The 22,891-nt window shown below is 66.2% G+C and carries 15 protein-coding genes; 8 read left to right on the forward strand and 7 right to left on the reverse strand.

The annotated features are described in order from the left end of the window. The 3 genes from VKP62_08445 to VKP62_08455 form a co-directional block, all read right to left on the reverse strand. Positions 1–2,350: protein kinase (locus VKP62_08445; protein MEB3197219.1), on the reverse strand; the 2,350-nt coding region annotated here is incomplete at its 3' end. A 142-nt stretch (positions 2,351–2,492) separates the two neighbouring features. Next, entirely contained in the window at positions 2,493–3,464 is a 972-nt protein-coding gene (locus VKP62_08450) for a hypothetical protein (GenBank protein ID MEB3197220.1), read from the reverse strand. Further along, complete coding sequence (locus VKP62_08455; protein MEB3197221.1) at positions 3,461–8,047, reverse strand: GAF domain-containing protein; 4,587 nt, start codon at positions 8,045–8,047, stop codon at positions 3,461–3,463. Before VKP62_08455 ends, VKP62_08450 begins: the two co-directional genes overlap by 4 nt. A 218-nt stretch (positions 8,048–8,265) precedes the next feature. On the opposite strand from VKP62_08455, the gene VKP62_08460 reads away from it, so the two are divergent. From VKP62_08460 to VKP62_08475, 4 genes are read left to right on the forward strand one after another with little or no spacing between them, the layout of a single operon-like run. Next, entirely contained in the window at positions 8,266–8,868 is a 603-nt protein-coding gene (locus VKP62_08460) for a MotA/TolQ/ExbB proton channel family protein (GenBank protein MEB3197222.1), read from the forward strand. Then, complete coding sequence (locus VKP62_08465) at positions 8,849–9,247, forward strand: biopolymer transporter ExbD (protein ID MEB3197223.1); 399 nt, start codon at positions 8,849–8,851, stop codon at positions 9,245–9,247. Before VKP62_08460 ends, VKP62_08465 begins: the two co-directional genes overlap by 20 nt. 8 nt (positions 9,248–9,255) lie before the next feature. Next, complete coding sequence (locus VKP62_08470; protein ID MEB3197224.1) at positions 9,256–10,158, forward strand: helical backbone metal receptor; 903 nt, start codon at positions 9,256–9,258, stop codon at positions 10,156–10,158. A gap of 28 nt (positions 10,159–10,186) precedes the next feature. Beyond that, positions 10,187–12,094, forward strand: coding sequence for an ABC-F family ATP-binding cassette domain-containing protein (locus tag VKP62_08475; protein MEB3197225.1), 1,908 nt, complete (start codon positions 10,187–10,189; stop codon positions 12,092–12,094). 27 nt (positions 12,095–12,121) lie between these two features. Here the strand turns inward: VKP62_08475 and VKP62_08480 are convergent, their stop codons facing one another. The 3 genes from VKP62_08480 to VKP62_08490 all read right to left on the reverse strand — a co-directional run bounded on the left by VKP62_08480 (position 12,122) and on the right by VKP62_08490 (position 14,587). Next, positions 12,122–12,859, reverse strand: coding sequence for a lipoate--protein ligase family protein (locus tag VKP62_08480; GenBank protein MEB3197226.1), 738 nt, complete (start codon positions 12,857–12,859; stop codon positions 12,122–12,124). A gap of 9 nt (positions 12,860–12,868) precedes the next feature. Further along, complete coding sequence (locus VKP62_08485) at positions 12,869–13,753, reverse strand: tyrosine-type recombinase/integrase (GenBank protein MEB3197227.1); 885 nt, start codon at positions 13,751–13,753, stop codon at positions 12,869–12,871. Positions 13,754–13,840: 87 nt separating this feature from the next. Continuing rightward, positions 13,841–14,587 (reverse strand): prolyl oligopeptidase family serine peptidase, encoded by a 747-nt coding sequence (locus VKP62_08490; protein ID MEB3197228.1) that lies wholly within the window; start codon positions 14,585–14,587, stop codon positions 13,841–13,843. Positions 14,588–14,867: 280 nt separating this feature from the next. Between VKP62_08490 and VKP62_08495 the strand changes: the two genes are divergently transcribed. The 4 genes from VKP62_08495 (at position 14,868) to VKP62_08510 (ending at position 17,320) form a co-directional block, all read left to right on the forward strand. Continuing rightward, positions 14,868–15,587 carry a YggS family pyridoxal phosphate-dependent enzyme gene (locus VKP62_08495; GenBank protein ID MEB3197229.1) on the forward strand — a complete coding sequence of 240 codons (720 nt, stop codon included), beginning with the start codon at positions 14,868–14,870 and terminating at the stop codon, positions 15,585–15,587. 60 nt (positions 15,588–15,647) lie between these two features. Further along, positions 15,648–16,154: a cell division protein SepF gene (locus tag VKP62_08500; protein ID MEB3197230.1), complete on the forward strand. Its 507-nt coding sequence runs from the start codon at positions 15,648–15,650 to the stop codon at positions 16,152–16,154. Positions 16,155–16,218: 64 nt separating this feature from the next. Beyond that, positions 16,219–17,028, forward strand: a complete 810-nt coding sequence (gene proC / locus VKP62_08505) for a pyrroline-5-carboxylate reductase (protein MEB3197231.1) — start codon at positions 16,219–16,221, stop codon at positions 17,026–17,028. Between the two features lie 13 nt (positions 17,029–17,041). Continuing rightward, a complete protein-coding gene (locus VKP62_08510; GenBank protein MEB3197232.1) occupies positions 17,042–17,320 on the forward strand; it encodes a YggT family protein in 279 nt (92 codons plus the stop codon). A 55-nt stretch (positions 17,321–17,375) separates the two neighbouring features. Here the strand turns inward: VKP62_08510 and VKP62_08515 are convergent, their stop codons facing one another. Next, a complete protein-coding gene (locus tag VKP62_08515; GenBank protein MEB3197233.1) occupies positions 17,376–22,835 on the reverse strand; it encodes a diguanylate cyclase in 5,460 nt (1,819 codons plus the stop codon). Between the last annotated feature and the right edge of the window lie 56 nt (positions 22,836–22,891).

A 22,891-nucleotide genomic window follows, 5' to 3' on the forward strand; every position in this document is an offset into this window, starting at 1 on the left:
GCAGGGAACGGCACAGCTCCAGTGGGGCCTGGTCCTTCGCGACCTCGGTGGCGCGTTCAAAGGCGGCCCTGGCCGCCTCATACCGGCTTGCCAGCTGGTGGATCTTGCCCAGGCCGTTCAGCGAGCGCGCCAGCAAGGTGACGTCCCCCAGCATGTCGGCCAGGCGCACCGCTTCCTCGGAGACGCTCAGGGCAAGATCGGCTTCCCCCAGGCTGCGATGGGCGGTCGCGCGGATCTCCAGCAACTCCAGGCAGGTGGCCGGTGGCATGTCGTCGGCCACCTCGAAGGCGGCCTGCGAGAAATGTCGGGCCTCTGCGAACGCGCCCATGGCGAGGTTCTGGCGAGCCGCCTCCAGCATCCAATGGCGGGCCGTCAGGGGGGTTGGCCCGAGCAGCCCGTGCTGGGCCAGCGCATTGACGGTGCGCAGGGAACGAGGCTCCTCGCTCAGGGCAGCCAGGGCCTCGAAGAGGCGACCGTGGAGGCCCTGAGCCTCCTCCGGAGATAGCTGCGATGCCAGCCAGGCCGCGAATTGGGGGTCGCTCAGTCGGAAACCGAGGTCATCTTGCTTCACGAACTGCCGGGTTTGCAGCGTGGCCAGCGCCTCGTCGATCGTGGCCTGTGAGACCTCCAGCGCACAGGCCGCCATCTCTGCGGACAGGGACGCCGCGTGCAGCGACAACAGGCGCACCAGGCGGAGGGCCTCATCCGACAAGTCCGCGATGCGGGCCGCATAGAGCGATTGAAGCCCGTTCGGCAAGGCGTGCCCACCGCCACTGACCAGTTGCCAGCCGGCCTGTCGGCGCACCAGTTGTCTGGTGGCGAGCAGGTAGCGCAGCAACTCCTCGATGAAGCGCGGAGAGCCCTGAGTGGCCGCGACGATCTGGCTGGCCACCGCCTCATCCAGTTGCTCGCAGCCCAGATTGGAGGCCACCATGCGGGCCACCTCGTCCGCTGGCAAGGGGGGCAAGGGGGTCTCCGCGAGGGCGTCTCCAACCGGTTGGTTGGTGGCCACCACCCAGGCGATCGGCGCCTTGCTGGTGAGTTCGAGCAGCGCGTTCAACAGCTTGTGGCTGGGACCGTCCGCGGCGTGCCAATCGTCGAGCAACACCAGCAGGCCGCGATGCGTGGCCACCGCTTCGAGCAGGCGCAGCAGGGCGACCTTGAGCGCACCGCCGAGGTCGCCGCCCTCGTCCTTGGCGCCTCCGGTGAACGGTCTTAGCGCCTGTTGTAGCTGCTGCGCCGGTTCCGGGGCAATGCTGCGGCCCAGCGCGAGCAGTTCCCGGGCCAGGTCCACCCAAGGCCCGTAGGGAATCGGATCGGCCGCGCAGAGGCCCGTGACCGTCGGCAGATCGATCAGGCGCGCCTGGCTGGCGGCCTCCTCCAGCAGGCGACTCTTGCCGAGGCCCGCCGCGCCCAGCAAGGCAATCGGGCGCGGTCGGTGTCCGTTGGCGGCCTCACCGGCGGCTGCCACCAGCTGGCTGAGTAGGGTCTGGCGACCGACAAAGGGGCCTTGCAAGGGCAGGGCCAGGCTGTCCTCTTCCTCGGCAGGCAAGCCGAGCGCCCGCAGCACCTCGTTGGCCGACTGGGGGCGATCGAGGGGCCGTTTGGCGAGCAATCGTCCGATCAGGGCCTCGAGGTCGGCTGAGAGCTCCGGACGCAGGCTGCGCAGGCTGGCAGGCGCCGCAGTCAGATGCAGCTTGAGCGTTTCCGCCGCGCTCCCTCCCACGTGCGGCAAGCGCCCGGCCGCCAGTTCGTACAGCAAGACGCCCGCGGCATACAGGTCGGAGCGCTGGTCGGCCCTGCCCCGCTGGATCAGTTCGGGGGCCAGATGGCTGACCGTTCCTTCCAGCCCTTGGGCCCGGGTCCCGGCGGGGCCGGCCAGGCCGAAATCCATCAGCTTCAGGGCGCCCTGGGTGGTCCGCATCAGATTTTCGGCCTTGAGATCGCCGTGTACCAGCCCCTGGCGATGCAGGTGGGCCAGGATCGGCATGAGTTCGGCCACCAGGTTTCGGATGGCGCCTTCCGGCCAGGTCTCGCCCGCAGGCAGTGCCTCCCCCTCGACCAGTTCCATCGCAAAGTACGGCAGGCCTTCCGCTGTCAGCCCCAGCGCTTGCACCTGCGGGATACCGGGGTGGTGCAACGCTTGCATCACCCGGTGTTCGCTCTTGAAGCGGCGTTGGGCGGCCACATCAGGCGCCAGTTCAGCCGCCATGACCTTCAGGGCCCAGACCCTTTGCGTGTCTTGGTCCAGCACGCGGTAGACGACCGCCATCCCCCCGGCGCCGAGTCGTTCCAGCACCTGATAGCGGTTCCCGACCAGTGTTCCGATGAGTCCTTCAGCGTCTGGCAAGGTGTCTTCCTGGGCCACCACCGCCTGGCTGTCACTCCGGTCGAACGCCGGCTGTGTGGTTCCTCCCCTTTGTACCCGGCCGACCTGGCCCGTAACCCCACACGATCACGCTGTCGTGCCGTTGTGGCGCCCCTGACGGGCGTCAGGTGATCGTCTGTTCCTCGGGGAACAGGCCCTCGTCGCTGGTGGGGAACAGATCCCTCAACAGGGGGTGCTGGCGGGCGTTGATGGCCAGCCGGGAGAGCAAGGGAATCAGGGCCTGCAGCGGCGCGGTGTCTCCCCCCGCGCGTACCTCGGCCAGCTGGTCGTCCAGTTGTTGGAAATGCTGTCGTCCCGCCGCCAGGGTGGCGATCAGTTCCGCATTGGTGCCGATGCCGAGCGCCAGCAGACGGGCCGTGCGGGTGCTGCCGGTCAGCAGGGCGCGCATGTCCATGGGCGTGTCCTTTTCGATGATGTCCAGCGTCAGCAACAAGGTCTCCATCCGGGGCGCCAGGCTGGCCCGCAGGGTCTCGGCGCGGGCCAGCAGCTCTTCCCGATGTTTCTTGGCCTTGAGCCGCTCCACCGCGCTCATCTCGGCCGTCTTGGCCTTGGCCTGGAGCGTTTCGGGCGCTGGGAACAGCTGTGCCAGTACCCGGTCCTCCTTGAACACCTCGTGGAATCGGCAGAGGTAAAAAATTTGCAGCTTGAGCTCTTCGAGGGTTTGCTGCTGGGGGTGATTGCGGTCAAGTTCGGCCTGGGCCCGGATGATCAGGCGAACCGCCTCGTAAAAGCGAAAGACCGCGACCTGAATCTCGCGCACCAGTGCCGACTTGCCCAGCAGGCTGGTGGCCAGGTAGGCCACGATCTGTTCGCCCTTGGGGGACAGCGCGTGTTTGGGCTGAACGGCCTCCAGTCCGGGGATCTCCAGTTTGGCGCGCTCACAGGAACGCAACAGCAGCTCCACCCGCGGCTCCAGCGATTCGATGGTCTGAAGCGACTTTTTCACCATGTCGGCGGTTTGGCCGGCCAGCGCGCCGGTGTTGGTGAGCGGCCGCGTCTGAGGACGCAGGGGCTGGGTGCCCCCGAAACGTCCCAGGGGGGCGGTGCCGCGCTGAAAGCTATCTCGCTCGCTCATCGTGGCGCTCGACTCCCTTGCGGGCTGGGGAAGCGCTGCCAGAAGGCGGCGAGCATCTCCCCCAGGCGGACGAGGGTCGCCAGAGCGGCGACGTTCTCTTCCAGAATGTTGGGATGGTCCAGATACAGCACGCCCAGCGTGGCATCGCCGAGACGGACGGGCACGGCGTAGATCGAACGAAGCCCTAGGGCCTGGATGCTGGCGCGGCTCTGGAAGGCGGCATCGGCCTGGGCGTCCACCAGATGCAGCGGTTGTCCTTCGTCATGCACCCACCCGGCCACGCTGCTGGACACGTCTCCGGCCTCCTCGGGCAGCCGCTGTCCGGCTGCGTCGACCGCCAGCAAGGCACGGGTGCTGCGGCCTTCCAGCAGCAAGGCGCGGCTGGCCCGACAGAGCGCCAGCGCTTCGGTCGCCACCAGGGTGAAACCGGCCTCCAGGCTGTCGCTGGCCAGCAACCGCAGTGACAGGCGATGCAGCAAGCTCTGCTCCTCATAGGCCTGGCAAAGGTCGGCCCATTCGCGCGCCCGTCGGATGGCGATCGCCACCTGCCTCCCGAGCGCGAGCGCGAGGTCGAGCTCGGCGGGACCGAAATCGGGGTTCACTCGGCGCGAGTCCGCCAGCATGACCCCGAGCGTCTCCTCGCCATCATGGAGCGGCACCCCGAGAACGGTGCGCAGGTTCAGGGTCTGCACGCTGAGGCGGTTTGACAGGAGCGCATCCCCCGTCGCATCCTGCACGAAAACGGGTTCGCCGCTCCACAGCACCTGGTCGGCCAGCCCCGTGCTGAAGGTGTCGCTCTCCCACGCTTCCAAACCGTAAAACACCTGTTTGGTGACCTGGAAGCCGCTGTACAGCAGCAGGAACCCGCGTTCCGCCGCGGCGAGTTCGACCAGGGCGATCAGCGCGCGCTGCATGACCTCGTCCAGGTCCGTCTGCAAGGTGACCGCGCCAATCACCTCCGTCAACTGGCGCAGGCGGTCAAGCGAGCCTGCACCGGTCGGGGCTGCCACGTGCTGGAGCAGCGCGTGGCGCTCAGGCCAGACCAGATAGTCTGCGCGGGCCGCCTCGTCCAGATCGATCAGCAGCCGATTCAGTTGAGCCGGTGCCTCGAGCCGCTCCCGACTCGCCGCGAACTGGGTCCGGCCGAGCCCCCCTCGGCAGACTGCTTCGAGCACTGGACAGGCAGCGCCTTGCGCCAGGCTCAGTCCCTCGCTGAAGCGGCCGGCGGCGGCCTCGCGATCGAGCGGTTCCAGCACCCGGCCCCAGAGGGCCAGGATTTCCGCCCCCAGCAGCTGGAAGCTGTGCGACTCTGCCAGCTGCGCGGCCTCTTCGAGCAAGTTCAGCGCTGCGTCGGTCGCTTGCATCCGGAAGTGGCTTTCGGCCTCCCAGCGCAGGGCCTGGGCCAGGGCCAGCGGGTTTTGCGCGCGGCGGGCCACCGCCACCATCTCGCGCAGGGCGTCCGCCGCCTGGGCATCCCCTGTGGCCAGCTTCAAGACCGACGCGAAGGCGGCCAGGGTCCCGGTCATCTGGATGTCTTCGCTGGCCACCGCCAGTTCCTCGGCCCGCGTCAGCTCCTCCGCCGCTCGGGTCAGGTGTCCCAGATGCAGCAGAGCCGTCAAGCGCCGGGCGTAGACGTTCAGCTCCAGGTACCGGTTGCCCAGATCCTGCGCCAGTTTCAGAGCGGTGTCGAGCTGTGCCAAGCCTGGCACGAGTTCCCCCTGCAGGATGCGGGCCAGGCCCAGGATGGCCAGGGCGTAGGCCTCCGGGAACTTGCGACCTTGCTTGCGGCTGAGCTCCGCGGCTTGCAGGGCGTGTGCCGTGGCTTCTTCCAGACGCCCCAGTTCCAGGTCGGTGGTGCCGAGGTTGAGGAGCGCAAAGCCCCGCTCGTTCGCCATGCTCATTTTCTGGGCAATCGACTGGCAACGCTCGAACAGGGCTCGGGCCTCTTCCACGCATCCCCGATTCAGATACACGTTCCCCAGATTGTTGCAGGCCTCGTGTAGATCGTAGGGGTTGTCGTGGGCCATGTTGTAGGCGATCGCCTCCTCGAGCAAGGCCAGGCCTTCGTCACGCTGGTCCGGATCGCTGGTGGCCAGCACGTAGCCGTACAGGCTCATGGCCGAGCCCACCATGGTGTCGACCGCGGCTTCGCGTCCTTGCTTCACCGCGTCGGCCAGCAAGCCGCGGGCCTTCACGGTGTCGCCCGAAAAATAGCTGGTCCGTCCGGCGTGCAGGCGGGCGCGCACGCCGGCCACCACATCGTCGGCCTGATCCGCCAGCGCCACGGCTTGGAGCAGCGCCTCGACGCCTTTGGCCAGGTTGCCCGTCACCTGGTACGCGATCCCGAGCGAGGTCAGACACTGGGCGCGTGCCCCCGCATCACAGGCGGAAGAAGCCGGCAGCACTTCGTTTTCGAGTAACTTCAAGGCTTCGCTGCTGTCACCCTGCCAGCGCAGCGCCGCCGCCCAGGTGTCATACAGTTCGGCGCGCGCGCGGTCATCCAGCGGGGCAACGCCGGCGACGGCTTGCAACAGCGGCAGCAGGGCGGGCAGGGCACTGATGGCGCGGGCCAGTCGCGCCGCCGACAGCGTCCAGGCGATGGCGGCTTCCGGTTGTTCGCCGGCCAGGCAATGCCGGGCGATCGCCATACGCTCAGCCAGGCCAAGCTGGGTGGTGTTCGGCTGTTGCTCGCCTCGGCCACTGAGTTCCCAAGCAAGGCGGGCGTGCCAGGTGCATTGCTCCGCTTCGGAGAAGCTGCTGGCCAGGGCCAAGGCCTGCGCGGGCCGCACGAAACGGAAGCTGCCTGCCTGGTAGGTCAGCGTTTCGCTGCTCTCCAGTTCCGCCAGGGCGGCGAAGACCTTTCCTTGGGGCAGGTCGGCCAGGGCCGTCAGGGCAGCCAGCGAGCCGCTCGGCCCGAACAGGGCGGCCAGTCGCCCCAACTGCTGGGCCTCCGCTCCGAGTTCGTTGAAGGCGGATTCCAGCACGACCCGGAGGCCACCGGGCAGCGCCAGCGTCCGGCCGTCCGGAATCTCCCAGCGCCGGCCGGCTCGCACCAGCAACCCTTTGTGGTACCAGTGCTCCAGCAGCGTGACCACCGTGCCGGGATTTCCCCCAGACAGGGTGGGCAAGGCCTCTTCGAGCAGTGCCGGCAGTTCCACCTCTCCCAGCATGGCTTGGGCCATGCGCCGGACCTCCCCGCTGTCCAACGGGACCAGCACGAGCGCGCGTTCCCCCTCGCTCGGCGCGTCTGCGCGCGTCAGGACCCAGTGCCAGTGGCAGCTTTCGCCCCGAGCTCGCAAAAAGGTCAGCAGGCTCTGCGAGGCCGGGTCAAGCTGGTCGGCGTCGTCGAGCAGCCAGGTGGCTCGGGGAGCGGCCGCCTCCGCCAGTTCGGCGATGGCGGCGTGCAGGCGCAGTTGCTCCCGGGGGCCATCCAGGGCGGCCGCCGGCGGCACCTCCAGGTCAGGCAGCAGGCGAACCAGAATCGGTGCAAGCCGCCCCAAGTTGGCGGGTTGGCGGCTCACCAGGGCCTTGAGCCAGGGGGTCAGGGCGGCATAGGGTGCCGCCTGTGCCCCCAGGCCCTGGGCCGACAGGGTGATCCAGCCGCGCAGCTGGGCCTCCGCCCGCCATGCCGCGAGCAGCAGGCTTTTGCCCGACCCTGCGCCGCCGACCAGGTGGAACAGCGAATGGCGCTCCCCCTCCACGGCGCGGGTCAGTTCCGCGAGCGGTTCCTCGCGCGCGATCATCGGGGCGCGCAACAGGCCAAGCGCCCGCTCGCCCTCGACGTCCAGCCCGAGCGCATCGAGCAGTTCCCAGCCGTCGCGGAATCGGTCGGCCGGCTGCTTGGCCAGCAGGCGGTGGACGGCGATCGCCATGTCCTCCGACACATCCGGGGCCAGGCTTTGCAGCGGGGGGGGCTCGAGCGTCAGGTGGGCGCGCAGCAACTCGACCGGCGCCCAGGTGAAATCGGGGTCGAAAGCTGGCCGGCCGGCCAGCAGGTGGTACAGGACGCCCCCCAGGGCGTACAGGTCGGCGCGTGGGTCACTGGCTGCCCCGCGGATGCACTCCGGGGCCACATAATGCAACGACCCACGGATGGGCTGGCCGGCGCGACCCGGCCGGCTGAGCAGGCCGAGATCCATCAATTTGGGCAGCCCGTCGTCCCGGAGTCGGATGTTTTCAGGTTTCAAATCGCCGTGCAGATAGCCCCGTGCGTGCAGGTAGGAGAGGGCGGCGACCAGGCCTGGGAGCCATTGGCGCAGCGAGGCTTCGGGGCAGCGTTCGCTGGCGGACAGGTCCACCCCGGGCACCGCTTCCATGGTGAAGAAGGGGCGGCCATCCGCCAGCTCTCCATAGTCGTGACCGGCCACCAGGTTGGGGTGGCTCAGGGAGGTCATCGCACCAAATTCCTGTTTGAACAGGAAGCGCGATTCTTCGCGTTGCGCGCTCGTCGCATCGGGGGCGCCGTGGAGGATCTTCAGCGCGACCGCGCCGTCGCGCTCGCGATCGTGGACCAGATGAACCTCGCCCATGCCACCGCGGCCCAGCGGTCGAAGGTGCGCGTAGCGGCTAGGGAGCGACAGCATGGGAGCAAGACCTCGTCGGCGCCTGGACGGCACCTCATTATACCCGTGCCGCCTCCGCGTCCTCGCTTGCGCCCGGCAGTGAGGGCGTCACCCCAGTCACATCTGGAGGCCTGCCGTTATGTTATACTTCGCTCCAAGCTCGGCCTTCCCGACCAAGCTTCGCCCGCTCCTGCACCTGATTTCAGGTTTTGCTTCAAGATAAAGGACATCGACCCGGCATGACCTTGCTGAACCTCCTCCGCGCCGGCGGTTGGACGATGGTACCGATCCTGCTCGCCTCGCTGGCCACCGTGGCCCTGCTGATCGAGCACGCGTGGTCGCTTGCGCGCGCCAAACGCCATCTTTACTGGCTATGGCAGTACCCCGATAAGAAGGATCAGTTGCTGCTCAAGAAGCCCAACGATCTGGTGACCCAGTTCCTCGCTGAAGTCGAAGAGGGCCAGATTCGGGACCTGGGTGAGAGGCTCAACCTGGCCAACCAGATGGTCCTTTCCCAGGAACGGCGCATTTCCTGGCTCGGGACGATCGCCTCGATCGCGCCCCTGTTGGGTCTGATTGGGACGGTCTCAGGCATGATCCTGATCTTCTACCAGATTTCTGCGGCGCCCCCGGCCAATCCCTTGGCCGAGCTGTCTCGCGGCATTTCCGAGGCCCTGGTCGCCACCGCCGGTGGTCTGGTCGTGGCGATCGTGGCCGCCTTGGGCCACCACACGCTGCAGAACAGCAACGACGACCTGGCCATGGACCTCGATGCCTGGCTGAAGGACACCGCGGCGCCCGCGACCCCCGGAGGCTTGCCCCTTGCTCAGCCGATCAAGTAGGCGCACGCGTTCGCCACGCTTCGAACTGATACCCATGATCGACGTGATGATGATTCTCACGATCTTTCTGGCGGTCATGGCGTTCTTGCCCCAGGTTCGCACCTCGATCACGGCGCAATTGCCGGAGGCCTCCTCGGCGGAGAACACGCCCCCGTCGCTGACGATCGAACTGACGCGCGACGGCCTCCGGCTCGAAGAGAAGCCCCAAACGCCGGACGGCCTCGTGGAGGAGGTCAAGGCTGCGGTCGAGAAGAACCCCGAAACCGCCTTCGTCATCGCGGCCGACAAGTCGCTGCCATACGAGCAGGTGATCGCGCTGATTGACCGGGTCAAGGGCAGCGGCGCCAAGCGCATCGGACTGGCCACCAGCACGCCTTGAGGTCCAGGATGACGTCTGGCTTGACGCCGCGGACATGGTTGCGCGCGGCGCTGGCGGGATGGGGGCTGATGTGCCTGCTGGCCTTGCCGGCAGTCGCGGCCCCCACGGCCCGCAGCGGGGTGCCGGCCTCCGCCCCTGGGGCGACGCCCGTGGGGGGGGCCCGACGCATCCTCTCGCTGGGCCCCTCGCTGACGGAGATGGTCTGTGCGCTCGGCCTGGGTGACCGCCTCGTGGGGCGCACGCGCTGGTGCAACCAGCCGCCTTCGGTGTCCCGCTTGCCGGTGGTCGGCGCGGTGGGCGGCTGGAACGAGGAGCGCGTTGTGAGTCTGCGTCCGGATACGATTCTCGCGCTGGAGGGAGAGCAGGGACCGGTTCAGCGCCTGGCCCGCCTGACCGGGGCTCGCCTGATCGTCCTCCCGACCCTCCAGCTGGCCGACGTGGGACGTAACATGCGGGCGATCGCCGAGGCCGCCGGGGTGCCGGAGCGCGGGGCTCGCTGGGCCAACGACCTGTCCCAAGGGCTGGCCCTGCGGCGCCGGCGCTTGCCGGCCGCGGCCGGTCCCACCACGGTCTATCTGGTCTGGGACGAGCCTCTGATGCTCGCGGGACCTCACAGCTACATCGGCGAACTGATCCGGCTGGCGGGCGGCACCAACCCTGTCTCGTCCCGCTTGCCCGGCCCCTACCCGCAATTCAGCTGGGAGGGCCTGCTGCTCGCCGATCCGGAGGTGTTGCTGGCCCCGGAGGACCGGCGCAGGGCGCTGCGCCGGGTGGCGACCGGCTATCCTCGCTTGCGGGCCGTGCAGCGCGGGCGCCTGCATACCTTGCCGGATGACCTGATCTCACGTCCGGGGCCGCGCGTCCTGGCGGCGCTGGATGCCCTGACCCGTCTCCTGCAGCCCGTTCAATGACCATCTCGCGGTACAATCGCCTGGACCGATGACGCTGAGACTGACCGAGCTTTCCAAGCACTACCCGACCAAGACCGTGCTCGACGGCGTGGATTGGCACGTCGCGCCGGGCCAGCGCTGGGGCCTGGTCGGCCCCAACGGGGCAGGCAAATCCACCCTCTTTCGCATCATCCTCGGCGACCTGGACGCCGACGCCGGGCGCGTCGTGCTGCGTCCTCGGCTGACGATCGGGCACCTGGCGCAGGAACTGCTGGGTGACCTCGGGCGCATCCTGCAGGACGAGATGTGGCAGGCGTTTCCTCGTCTGATTGCGCTGCGTGTTGAATTGTCGGACCTGGAGGCGGCGATGGAGGTCGCGGATGCCGCCGCGTTGGAGGGGTTGGTGAACCAGCACGCCGAGTTGCAGGCGGAGTGGGAACGGCTGGATGGCTGGCTGGTCGATGCCAAGATTGGCCGGGTGTTGAGTGGCCTGGGCTTCTCGGAGGCCGACCGTGCGCGTCCGGTGGCCGAGTTCAGCGGGGGGTGGCAGATGCGCGCGGCGCTCGCCAAGTTGTTGCTGATCCAGCCCGAGTTGCTGATGCTCGACGAGCCGACCAACCACCTCGACCTGGAGGCGATCGCCTGGCTGGAAAGCTATCTGGCCGCTTATCCGGGCGCGCTGGTGCTGATCTCCCACGACCGTCATTTCCTGGATGCCGTGGTGACCTACGTGGCCGAACTGGATGGGGGGCGTCTCAGCACCTACCGGGGCAATTACAGCCAGTACCGCGTTCAGCGTGAGGCACGTCGAGAAGCCCAGCAGGCGGCCTTCGAACGTCAGCAGCGCGAGGTCGAGAAGATGCAGAGCTGGATCGACCGCTTCCGCGCCAAGGCCACCAAGGCGTCAGCCGTGAAGAGTCGGGAAAAAGCGCTGGACCGTCTGGTGCGGGTGGAGGCGCCCCCGGATGAGCAGGGCTCGATTCGCTTTCGCTTCACGGCCGCCCCCCCCTCAGGTCGCTTGGTGCTCACGCTGACCTCGCTGTCCAAGGATTATGGGCGGGGCAAGCTGTTCGACCTTGAGCGGCTGGAACTCGAACGCGGCATGCGCCTGGCACTGGTCGGCCCGAACGGGGCGGGCAAGTCAACGCTGATGAAGCTGCTGGCCGGGGTGGAGACCCCTACCACGGGGGAAATTGCTGTGGGAATGCGGGTTCTGCCCGGCTATTTCTCGCAGAATCAGGCGGACAGTCTCGACCCCGACCAGACCGTGCTGGAGGAAGCCTGGTCGGTCGATGACACCGTGCCGGTGGCGCGTCTGCGCACCTTGCTCGGCTGCTTCCTGTTCCGGGGCGAGGATGTCTTCAAGCCGATCCGACAGCTCAGCGGCGGGGAGCGGAGTCGCCTGGCGCTGGCCAAATTGCTGCTTGAGCCACGCAACCTGCTGTTGCTCGATGAACCCACCAACCATCTCGACCTGGGAGCGAAGGAAGAACTGGCCGAGGCCTTGACCGAATTCGACGGAACCGCCGTGATCATCAGCCACGACCGCTGGTTCCTGGAGACGGTCGCCACTCACGTCCTGCACCTGGAGGGTGGGCGGGCGGACCTGTATCTCGGAGGGTATGCGCGCTATCTCGAGCAGCACGACGCCGTGCGCCAGGAAGCGCGACTGACCACACAGGAGCGGGAGACGCCAGCTGAAACGCCCGCCGCGCCGAGTCGCGAGTCTGCCAAACCCGTCCGTTTGAGCTACAAGCAAGCCCGGGCGATCGAAGAGGTCGAAGCCCGGGTCATGGCGCTGGAAGGACGCATCCAGCAACTCGAAGCCGACATGGTGGCGCCTGAGGTCTACCAGGACGGCCTGCGAGCCGCGGCGGTGCAGCAGGAATACGAACAGGCCAAGCAGGCCCTCGCTGAGGCCAATGACGAGTGGCTGGGCCTGGTGGAAGGTTTGTAGCGCCCGGTTGAGCGCTGCCATTGGCCGTCAGGCAGGGGGGATATCCACCTCGTAGCTGGGCCGCCGGAGCTCGGCTCGGCGTCGTTCGTCCTCTGACAGGACGCCCGGGCGCCAGCTGCCCGGAAAATGTTGCTGAAACGCTTCCTGAATCGCATGGGCCACCTCTTGCCAGCCCAATGGGCGCGCGAGCAATTCCGTGAGGGTACGGGCCTGTGCGGTGTCCGAAAGCCAGTCGAATTCTTTCGCCCGACGCAGGTACATCGTGCCGTGTTGCAAGACGGTTCCCTGCCGGCGCACCTGGGCGCTGCCGCAGATCTTGGCGCCGCCTGCCGTCAGGTCGGCGGGCGTGGCCTGGGCAAAGCAGCCCAACTCCCTGGCCGCGCGCCCTTCCCCCGGCATCAGCCCTGCCTGGAGCCCCAGGGACGCCAGGGCGGAGACGAGGGGGGCGCTCAGCAGGCGATACGAAGCCGACACGCTGTCCGGCAATCCCTGCGTGACGACACTGTAGGTCACGTCAGCCGTGTGAAGGACGGCCCGACCGCCGGTGGGACGTCGCACCAGGGTGGCGCCGGCCTCACGCCAGACGCGGAGCTGGGCCTCCGGGACGCGCTGGGCATATCCCAGCGAGATGGTGGGACACACCCAGCGATACAGCCGCAGGGTGGCGGGCGATTCACCCAGCCGATGCGCTTCCAGAATGGCCTCATCGATGGCCATGTTCCAGGCCCCCTCGCCTGGCCCGTCCATCAGCAGACGCCAGTTCAAGCGCGTCCCTTACAGGGCGTTTTCGAGTGCCGAGCGCAGGTCACTTCCCAACTCGGTATGCGCATAGATGGTGGTGGTGTCGATGCGCCGGTGCCCGAGCAGCTTTTGAATCTTGTCGATCGACACCTTGCGGTTGATCAGGCGGGTGGCGAAGGTGTGTCGTAGCTTGTGGCAGCTGAATTTCCGGTTCCCGAGTCCTGCCCGCGCCATCACGCATTTGACGGTCTTGTAGACGCTGTCGTAGCTGAGCCGTCGGTGATGATTTTGCAGCGAGATGAACAGCGGGCCCTTGCCCACGGGATGTACCTCAAGCCAGGTCTGGATGGCCTGGGCCAGCGCCTCGCTGATTGGCAGCATGCGCTCCCGCCGTCCTTTGCCGAAGACGCGCAGTTCGCGTTCTTCCAGGAACAGGTCCTCGATGTTGAGCCCCACCAGCTCACCCGCGCGCATCCCGGTGTAATAGAGCGCTTTCACAATCGCGGCTTCGCGGCGGTCGGCCGGGGAGTCCTCGCGCAAGGCATCCAGCAATGCCTGAACCTGGGCGGCATTGAGATAGATCGGCAGTCGATCCTCCACTTTGGGGGGTTCGAAGTTCCCCGTCGGGTCAATGCTGATCACCTTCTGCCGCAGACAATGATTGAAAAAGCCCCTCAACGAAGCTTGTTTCCGGCGCACGGTGGTGCCCTTCATGCCCTTGCGGCCGAGCCCGGCGATGTAGACCTCCAGGTCTTCGTGGCTGGCCAGGGCCAGCGGCTTGCCCAGGCTGGCTTGTGCTTGTAACAGGTCCAGCCCATAGCAGCGCAGGGTGTGCTCGGAGAAATTCTTCAGGCGGAGTCGCCCCAGGTAATCCTGGATCATGTCCGGGGTGGAGGAGGACAGGGTCGCGGTGGTCACGGCGGAGACTCCCTGGTCGTGGGTGAGGTTCCAGATAACCCCTCACGAGTTAACGCCAACGTCCACAGAGCGGTCAAGAGACCCCAGTCACAAGGGCGGTGTGGTGCGGGCGAAAAAATCCAGGATGGCGCTCGTCTGAATGGTGCGCTCGCTGTGCCCCCTTCTCGGATAAAGGTGGACGTCGGCTGGAATATCGAGTTCTGACAGTCGTTCCGCCAAACGCTGGGTCTGCGCGGGGGGGACGCTGAGGTCCGCCAGTCCGTGCTCGAGGTAGACCGGGATGCCCCGCAGGCCTTCTGCCTGTTTCAGCAGCGAGTGTGAGGCGGTCCGGGACGATCGCCGAAGGCTGGGGTGAGCCCTGAGGATGCTGCCGGCCAGGGTGGGGTTTGCCTGCGCCAGGCTCCTGAGGTCGCTGAATCCCTGACTGCTGGCGACCGCGGCCGCGCGATAGGGCAAGCTCAGCGGGTTGATGGCGGCCAGCAACGCAGTGCCCCCTCCCATGGAGAAGCCGACCAGATACAGGCGCTGCGGATCGGCCGAATGCTGGGTGACCAGATGGGAAAGCAGTCTGCCCGCCGCCTCCAGCGCAGCGCTGCCGCCCCAATGCGCACGGCTTCCGAGCAGGGCACTGGCAGCCAGCCAGCCTCGTTGATTGGCGCGCCAGCCCAGGTCGGTGCGGGTGCGCAGCTGGGTCTCGTCCATGCCGTGGCCATGAAAAAAGACCACCGCCGGTCGCAGGCGCTGCGCTTGGGCGGGAATCAGGATCTCACAACGGTCTCCAAGCAAATGGGCCACCTCGAGATGCATCACCGGCACGGTCTGGACTTCCGTCATGAGCAAACCGTTCTCCCGCCGCGCACGCCGGCACGCCTTGGATGGTCGGGTGGCTCCACCAGATTGCCAGCGCGCCGGAGCCTTCACCTGGCCAGACTGGCTGAAATCGATGGTGAAAGCGTTCAGGATGCCCCCACTCCCCGTGGGTTCGGCACCAGACGGACGTGATGCGTCGCACAGATGGCCCGGGGAGGCCGTTGTTAATGTGGATCGCAGGTGCTATATTTACTCGGTTTCCATCTCCAGACCCACGTCTGGACTTGATTTCAGGAAAGGGGACTTGGACGATATCAGCCTGAACCAGCGGATCCGGCACCTCGTGGCCCAAGTTCGACACGCCGCCGAGCGGGGAGGTCGCTCTCCCGACGCGGTCCGTATCGTCGCCGTCACGAAGTATTCGCCCGTCGACATTCTTCGGGAAGCTCAGGCCTTGGGTCTGACCGATTTCGGGGAAAGCAAGGTTCAGGACGCCGTGCCCAAGCAAAGGGCCCTCGCGGCACACTCGCTGCGCTGGCACCTGGTGGGGCATCTGCAGACCAACAAGGTCAAACTGGTGGTGGGAAACTTTTCCCTGGTCCATTCGGTGGATTCCTGGCGGCTCGCAGAGGCGTTGAGTCACGAAGCGCTCGTACGAGGACTCGTTCAACCCGTCTTGTTTCAGGTCAACGTATCCGGAGAGCCGAGCAAGTATGGATTCCCACCGCAGGAGGCGCCAGCGGTCGCAGAACGTGCGTTCGAACGACTGCCTGGTCTGGAGGTTCAGGGTTTCATGACCATGGCCCCTCAGGCAGCCGACGCGGAACTCGCCAGGCCCTGGTTCCAGTCGCTGAAGGGGCTGTTCGACCGGGTCGCCTGTCACGGGCCAAGTCACTTCCAACACCTTTCTATGGGGATGTCACAGGACTATCGAGTCGCCATCGAAGAGGGCGCCACCCTGATCCGAGTGGGGAGCGCGTTGTTTCGGGGTGAGGCTGCGCAACGCGGAACGATGAACCAGTAAGAACAGCCTCTCGGTGGTAGAGGCTTGCTCGATAAATTGGGAACACGAAGGAGGAATTCGATGGGCGCCGGGTTTTTGTCGAACTTACAGAAAATGGTCGGGTTCGATCCCGAGGACGACGACGTGTATGACGAGGCGCCCTACGAGGAGGCCGCGGCACAGCAAGAAAAGGCACGCCAGAAGGCCATTCACGCGACGCCCTTGACGCCGCCCCCGGCCCCGATGCCGTCCGGACGCAGCAACATCGTGGGTCTGCCCACCACGGCCAACCACGAGGTCGTCGTGATTGAACCTCGCTCGTTCGATGAGGCCCTCGGCATTCTCGACAACCTGCGCTCCCGCAAGGCTGTGATCCTGAATCTGATGGGTCTGGCTCCCGAGCAGAGCCAGCGACTGGTCGACTTCGTCTCCGGGGCCTGCCATGCGCTGGACGGCCACCAGGACAAGATTGGCGAATCCATCTTCCTGTTCACGCCTTCCAATGTGGTCATCAACACCTTCCAGTCCGAGCGGGATTGGATGGGCAACAACCAGCAGCCGAAGGACCTCTTCTGGCGCGTCCGCTGAACGCTCCCTGTCCGATTCAGGAGATGCCGGCCCGCAAGGGCCGGCAGTTTGCATGATGATTCAGATGGCTCTGATCGGCGGGGGTGCCATGGGCGAGGCGCTCGTGCGCGGGGTGCTGGCCAAGGGCCTGTACGCGGCGGGTGAAATCCTCATCAGTGACCCGCTCGAGTCCCGTCGCGACTATCTCGCCAGTGAATTCGGCATCGCCGTGACGGCCAACAATCGGGCCTGCACCGCAGCCTCGCATGTGCTGCTCGCGGTCAAGCCGAATCAGATGGCCGACGTGCTGGACCCGCTGCGCGATGCCTGGCGTCCCGGGACTCTGGTGACCTCGATCCTGGCAGGCAAAACGCTGGCCGACCTGGGGGCACATCTTCCGGAAGGGGCCGCGATCGTCCGGGTCATGCCCAACACGCCCTCCCTGCTGGGAGAGGGCATGGCGGCCTTGACGGCCAACGGCGCCACCAGTGCGGAACAGAAGGCGCGCGCGGTTCGCCTGTTCGAGGCCGTGGGCGAGGTGGCGGAGCTTCCAGAGTCGTATTTCGACATCGTGACAGGCCTCTCGGGCAGCGGGCCCGCCTATGTGTTCTTGATGATCGAGGCCCTGATCGAGGCGGGGGTGTACAATGGCCTGCCACGTCGTGTGGCGCGGCAACTGGTGCTGCAGACGGTGATCGGGGCCAGCCGCATGGTCAAGGAAACCGGGATGCATCCAGCGGAACTCAAGGAGCAGGTGACCTCGCCAGGGGGCACCACCGCCGCGGGCCTACAGGTCCTTGAGGCGGCCGCCTTGCGCTCCATCCTGATCCAGGCCGTCAAGGCGGCGACGGACCGCTCCAGTGCCCTGTCGGGCGACCTCAAACCCGTGCGCTGAAGGGGAACGCCTCATGGATTTGTTGATTCCAGCTGCCAACGCCATTTTCATCGTCAGCGAAGTGTTGCAGATCATGATCATCGTGCGCGCCTTCCTGACTTTTTTGCCACGCATCGACCCGTATCACCCCGTCGTGCGCTTTCTGGATCAGGTTGTCAGCCCCATCTTGCGCCCATTCCAGGCCTTGATGCCGCCCATGGGAGGCTTCGACCTGTCACCCATTCTGGCCCTCTTCACGATCCAGATCGTGGCCAAATTGCTGGTCAGTCTGCTGCGTGGCCTGGCCCTCTAAGGGCAATCCCCGTCAGTAGCCCGGACGGCGGGCCGCTGCGTTCCGAGCGACGCGATCAGTGGCTCGCCTGCGAGGCCTTGGCCTGGCTTTCCTGCTTCTTCAATTCTTCCGGTGAGAGCATGCCTTCTTGCCAGCTCTGAACTTGATTGCGTCCCCCGGCCTTGCACGCATACAGGGCCGTGTCCGCCCGTTCGAGCAACTCGGCCACGCGTTCGTCGGTCGGCAACAGCGAAGCCACGCCCAGCGAGGCGGTAATTCGGCCCACCGGCTTGCCTTCCAGGTCGACCAGTTCCACCTCGCTGATGGCTTCCCGGATGCGCTCGGCCACGGTGCAGGCCCCCGGCGAGTCGGTGTCGGGGCACAGAATCACAAATTCCTCGCCGCCAAAGCGACAGGGCAGGTCGCTGGCTCGGACCGATTGGGGCAAAATTTTGCCGACGACCTTGAGCACCTCGTCGCCGATGGCATGGCCGTGGGTGTCGTTGAATTTCTTGAAGTGGTCCACATCCAGCATGATCACGGCCATGTTGCGGTGCTGGCGTTTCGACAGCTCGATCTCGCGCGACGATTGATCCTGGAAGAAGCGCCGGTTGTAGAGTCCGGTCAGCACGTCGGTGCTGGCCTCGTGCTCGGCCCGACGGTACATGTCGAGGGCCTTCTCCAGTTCGTCGGCGCGCTGGTTGAGGCGGGTGTAGAGTGTCGCGTTTTCGATCGCGCCGCTCGAGTGGCCCGCGATCGCCCGGAGCAGGTCGAGGTCCCGTTCGCTGAAGGTCGACACCACGGCCTGGCTGTCGACGTACAGCACGCCCAGGTTGCGCCCCTTGGCCTGAAGGGGCACGCACATCAGCGTGCGCAGGTTCAGGGACATGATCGACTTGGACGTCTGAAATTCCTCGTCGGCGAGGGCGTCCACCACCGTGATGGCCTGTCCGGTGGTCAGCACCTTGTCGCAGATCGAACGTGAAATACGCTCCTCCAGCAGGGCCTTGCCATCGCGGTCAAAGGCGGCCTTGCAAACGAGTTGATGCTCTCCGGCCAGCTCATCCAGCAGCATGAGGAAACCGCGTTCGGCGTGGGTGACCTCCAGCGTCAGGCGCACCACCAGGTTCAGCACCTCCTCCACGACGAGGGTTTCATTGATTTTCTCCGCCAGTTGGTTGAGCATTTCCAGCTGGCGGCTGCGCTGCGCCATCTGGGCCGCCCGCGCCGCGTTGCGCACGGCGATGCAGGCCTGGTCCGCCAGCCGCGAGACGAAACGCAGGTCCTCGTCCTGGTAAGCCAGCCCATCGGCGGTCTCGCGATCCAGGTACAGCTCACCCACGACGGCCTGTCCCAGTCGCACCGGCACCGCCATCGCCGTCTGGACACGCAGGCTGTTGGTCTTGACGGCCTCTGCGGTGCGGGGATCCGTGGGAGCGTCCTCCACCCAGGCGCCGTTGCCGCTGGTGCGGGCTTGGGTGATCAGTTGGGTCGCCAGGGCCCAATCCGCCTGATAGCCGCCGTCTGGACGAATGTGGCGCATGATCTGGCCGGTGAAGAAGTCCGCCTCGATCATCAGATAGGCGCGCTCGGCTTTGACCTCCGACATCAGGCCATCCAGCGCGCGGCTCAAAGCCTGCTCGGGATCACGCAGCTCCGTGAGCGATTCTGCATAGTCCAGGACGCGCTCGAGCCGCAGCAAGGTATCCTCGGTGGCATTGTTCTCGCTGTGCTGGGCCGCCACCTGGGAAGCCAGATCGGCCAGTTCTCGGGCCATCCGGATGAGGCGTTCGCCGGGCGCTCCGCCCGTGACCGCTTCCCCTGAAGCCGGCGCGAGCCCCAGCAGCGCCTCCGCACCTTGGATGCGCAGGCGTTCCGGCAAAGACACGAAGTGACGCCGTGCTTCATCGTCAAAGTCCTCCAGCAAGGTCCGGAAGACCTTCTGGGCCTCCACGAAGCGTTGTTTGTTCACCCGCTGGTAGGGGTTCACCGAGGCCAGGCCGTGCAGTGCAGCGGCTCGCTGCAGCGGGGTACCCAGCGCCTCCGCCCCTTGTTTGGCGTGCTCGAAGCAGAGCGCGGCCTGGTCGGCTTGCCCCAAGCGCAGCAGCACTTCGCCTTGCAACAGGGAGGCCAGCATCCCCTGATGCTGGGCACCGATGGTCAGCGCCATCGTGCGGGCCTCCTCAGCCAGGGCACAGGCCCGCTCGAGCTGGCCGGCTTGAAGTTCACACCAGGCCAGGGTGCGCAGGGCACGCACCTGATTGCCCTTCGCGCGAGCTTTGCGCGAGGCTTCCAGCGATTGGGTCACCAGGTTGACGCCGGTGTCGCTCTTTCCCAGTCGCACCAGCACCTCGCCCAACATCGCCTGCATCCGACTTTCGGGTTCGGTGTTGCCCGTTTCCTGGATCAAGGCTGTGAGGGCCTGGCCGGTCGCCCGGGCCTGCTCGAGGCGACCTAGCTGCAACTGGATTTCCAGCGTGTACTGCAGCACCAGCGCTTCCAGATACTTGTTCTTGATCTCGCGTGCCAGTTCGAGGGCCGTGCCCGCCAGTTCGAGGCCCTGGCTCATGTCGCCCAGGTAGGTTGAGGCGCAGGCCTCCAGGGTGAACGCCATGCCCAGCGGAAACTTGGAGTTCAGGCTCGTGGCGATTCCGTTCGCTTCCCGTGCCAGCTCGATGGTATCGCGGTATTGCCCTCGCTCGTAGGCCGTGATGGCCAGATTCAGGATGGCGAAGATCTCTTCGTCGCGCAGCCCGATCTCGACACAAATTTTCTTGTTTTGCTGAAAGGTTTCCCAGGCGGCGTCGAAGTTGCCCTGCATGTTCTGGGCATTGCCGAGCAGGTTGTAGGCGTTGTTCAGTCCCACCCGGTCGCCCACGGCACTGAGGATGTCGACCGCTTCTTTGAGGTTATTTTCACCTTCCTCCAGTTTGTCGGGATCCCCGCTGACGTACATCAAACCGGCAAATCCCAACGCCTCGCCAATGTAGGCAGGAACCTGGGCGGACCGCGCCAACTCCAGGGCACGATGGGTATGTTCAGCGGCTTCAGTCGGCTTGCCGGTGAAATACAGGATGCGGGAGCTGGTCAGCAACGCTCGCGCCGCGCCGGCCTCGTCCCCTCCGGCCTGGCAGGTTTCGATCGAGCGATTGGTGAGCGCGAGGGCGGTGGGATAGTCATTGCTCATCTGGGCAACCTTGGCCGCCGAGGTGAGCAAGCGGCCCAGGTGGAAGGACTCCTGGAGCGTTTCCGCCAGCGGAATGCACACGCCGTAATCCGCCGTGGCTTCCTCGGAGCGACCGGAGACGCGACAGACGTCCCCTCGCACTCGCCTGTAATGCAACATCAGGTGCTGACGCGGGGTGGGCAGACCTGTCGGGTTTTCGGCTTCCTCGGCCTGCAGCCATTCAAGCCCGGCGCTGAGGAAGCGGTGCGCTTCCTGGTTGGCGAACAGGTTGGCACTGCGGGTGCCGGCCTCCAGGGCAAATGCCAGCGTTTTTTCCTTGTCTGCGGCGTGGATGGCGTGGTGCGCGATCGCCGTCACCAGGGCCAGCGGGGCTTCCGAGAGCGGCGTTTCCCCCAGGGTGGCCTCCAGCGCTTCCGCGATCGCAGCGTGCAGCTGTCCTTTCATGCCAGGCTCCAGGTTGGCGTAGAGCACCTCGCCCAGCTGTCCCTGCACGAACCGATAACCGGCCTCCTCGGTGCGGACCAGGATCGATTGTTCCGCCAGTTCCGCCAGGGCGTCGAACAGGCGATCTTCGGGAAGACGGGTCACGCGCAGCAGCATGTCCAGGCCGAGTTCACGCCCGAGCACGGCACCGATGCGCGCAATGGTCAAGGCCGCTTCGCTGAGGGTGGCCAATTTTTCCAGCAACAGGCCTTGCAAGTCGCCGGGCATCTGTTCCGGCGTCAGCGTGATGTCGCTGTTCCAGCGTCCCTTGCGCTTGCAAAGGGTCTGGTTTCGCACCAGGTGTTCGAGCAGTTTTTCGATGAAAAACGGATTGCCTTCCGAGAATGCCGCCATCTGCTCCAGGAACGTCGCGCCGATTTCCGATGAGCCGAGCATGGAGGCGACCATGCCGTGGAGCTGTTCCCCCGCAAGATTCTCCAGCACGAGGGTCTCCACCAGAGGCAGCCAGGCCGGCTGGCCTTCGGGCGTGCCGCGATGATTCAGCAGGAACAGCAGGGGCGCTTCCCGGTAATTCCGCAGCACGTAAGTCAGCAACTCGGTGGAGAGCGGATCCGCCCAGTGACAGTCTTCCAGTACCAGGACGACGCCGCGGCGACTGGCCAAACCCGCCAGCAGTTCCGAGACGGCCGCCTGCAGGCGCATCTTTTCCTTGGAGGGCGGGTCCAGGTCGGGAGCCGCGACGATGGGGTCCAGTTGTGCCAGCGTGCTCAGGTCCGGGATCAACTTGACCAGAATCGGCGCCTGGCGGTTGAGCAAATCCGGAACATGCTCCCGAAAGGCCGGCACCAGGCCGCGCAAGATCTCAACGAACGGCCCATAGGGCGCCGTGCCCTGTTCATACGACGCTCCCACGACGAAGGGATGGTTTCGCATCTGGACCGCGAAGCGAAACTCGTTGACCAGGCGACTCTTGCCGACGCCGGCTGGTCCACTCAGCAACAGGGCACCGGCCGGCAGCCCCTGGCTCAAGCGTTCCAGGCCCTGGCTCAGGCGGTCGAGTTCGGCGGCTCGGCCCACGAACGAGGGCGAGAGCAGCACCGCGCCGGACGTTTCTCCCACGTCGATGCCGAGATCCTCCAGGACGTCGTACGCGGACTGATAGCGCGCCGGTGCATCCTTTTCCAGCAATTTATGGATGACCCTCTCCCAGACAGGGTCGACCTGAGGATTCAGCTCTCGCAGCGGGGTCGGCGCTTGCTTCAGATGGGCTTGAATCAGCGCCACTGGCTCTTGATCCGTGAAGGGCAGGCGGCCTGCCAGCATCTGGTAGCCCAGGCATCCCATGGAATACAGGTCGACGCGCTGGTCCAGGCGGCCCCCCCGTGCCATTTCCGGGGCCATGTAACCCAGCGTGCCCTTGATCGTGCCGCAGGCGCCGCCCGCGCGCTCCATCAATCCGAAGTCCATGAGGCGCACTTCCCCATCGGGTCGCACGCGCGCGTTCTCATCCTTGATGTCGCAATGAACGAAGCCTTGCTGGTGGAGGTAACCTAGCGCCAGCATCAGCTGGCTGAACACGCTGCGGAAGGTCTCGTTGTCCAGCGGCAGCATCTCATCGAGGCCTTGGCCGGGCACCACTTCCATCGTGAGGAAGGGCGAGCCATCCGGAAGTTGGCCGAAATCGTACACCGCACAGCAGTTGGGATGGCGCAGCGCCGCCATCTGGCGAAACTCTTGCTTGAATTGCAAGATCGCTTCTTCCGACGCACCCAGCTTGGAGGAGAGGACCTTGAGCGCGACTTCCTGATGTGTGGTGGTGTCCTCGACAAGGTTCACCAGGCCCATGCCGCCCTCTCCGAGCTTTTTGATCACTCGGTAGCGACTTGCAATGACTTCGCTGGTCATGGAACCTCGACGCTGGTGTGTCACGCGGCTGGCGGCGGCAGGCCGGCCCGCCATGC

It is taken from the genome of Candidatus Sericytochromatia bacterium, from assembly GCA_035285325.1.
In the GTDB taxonomy this organism is placed as follows: Bacteria; Cyanobacteriota; Sericytochromatia; order S15B-MN24; family JAQBPE01; genus JAYKJB01.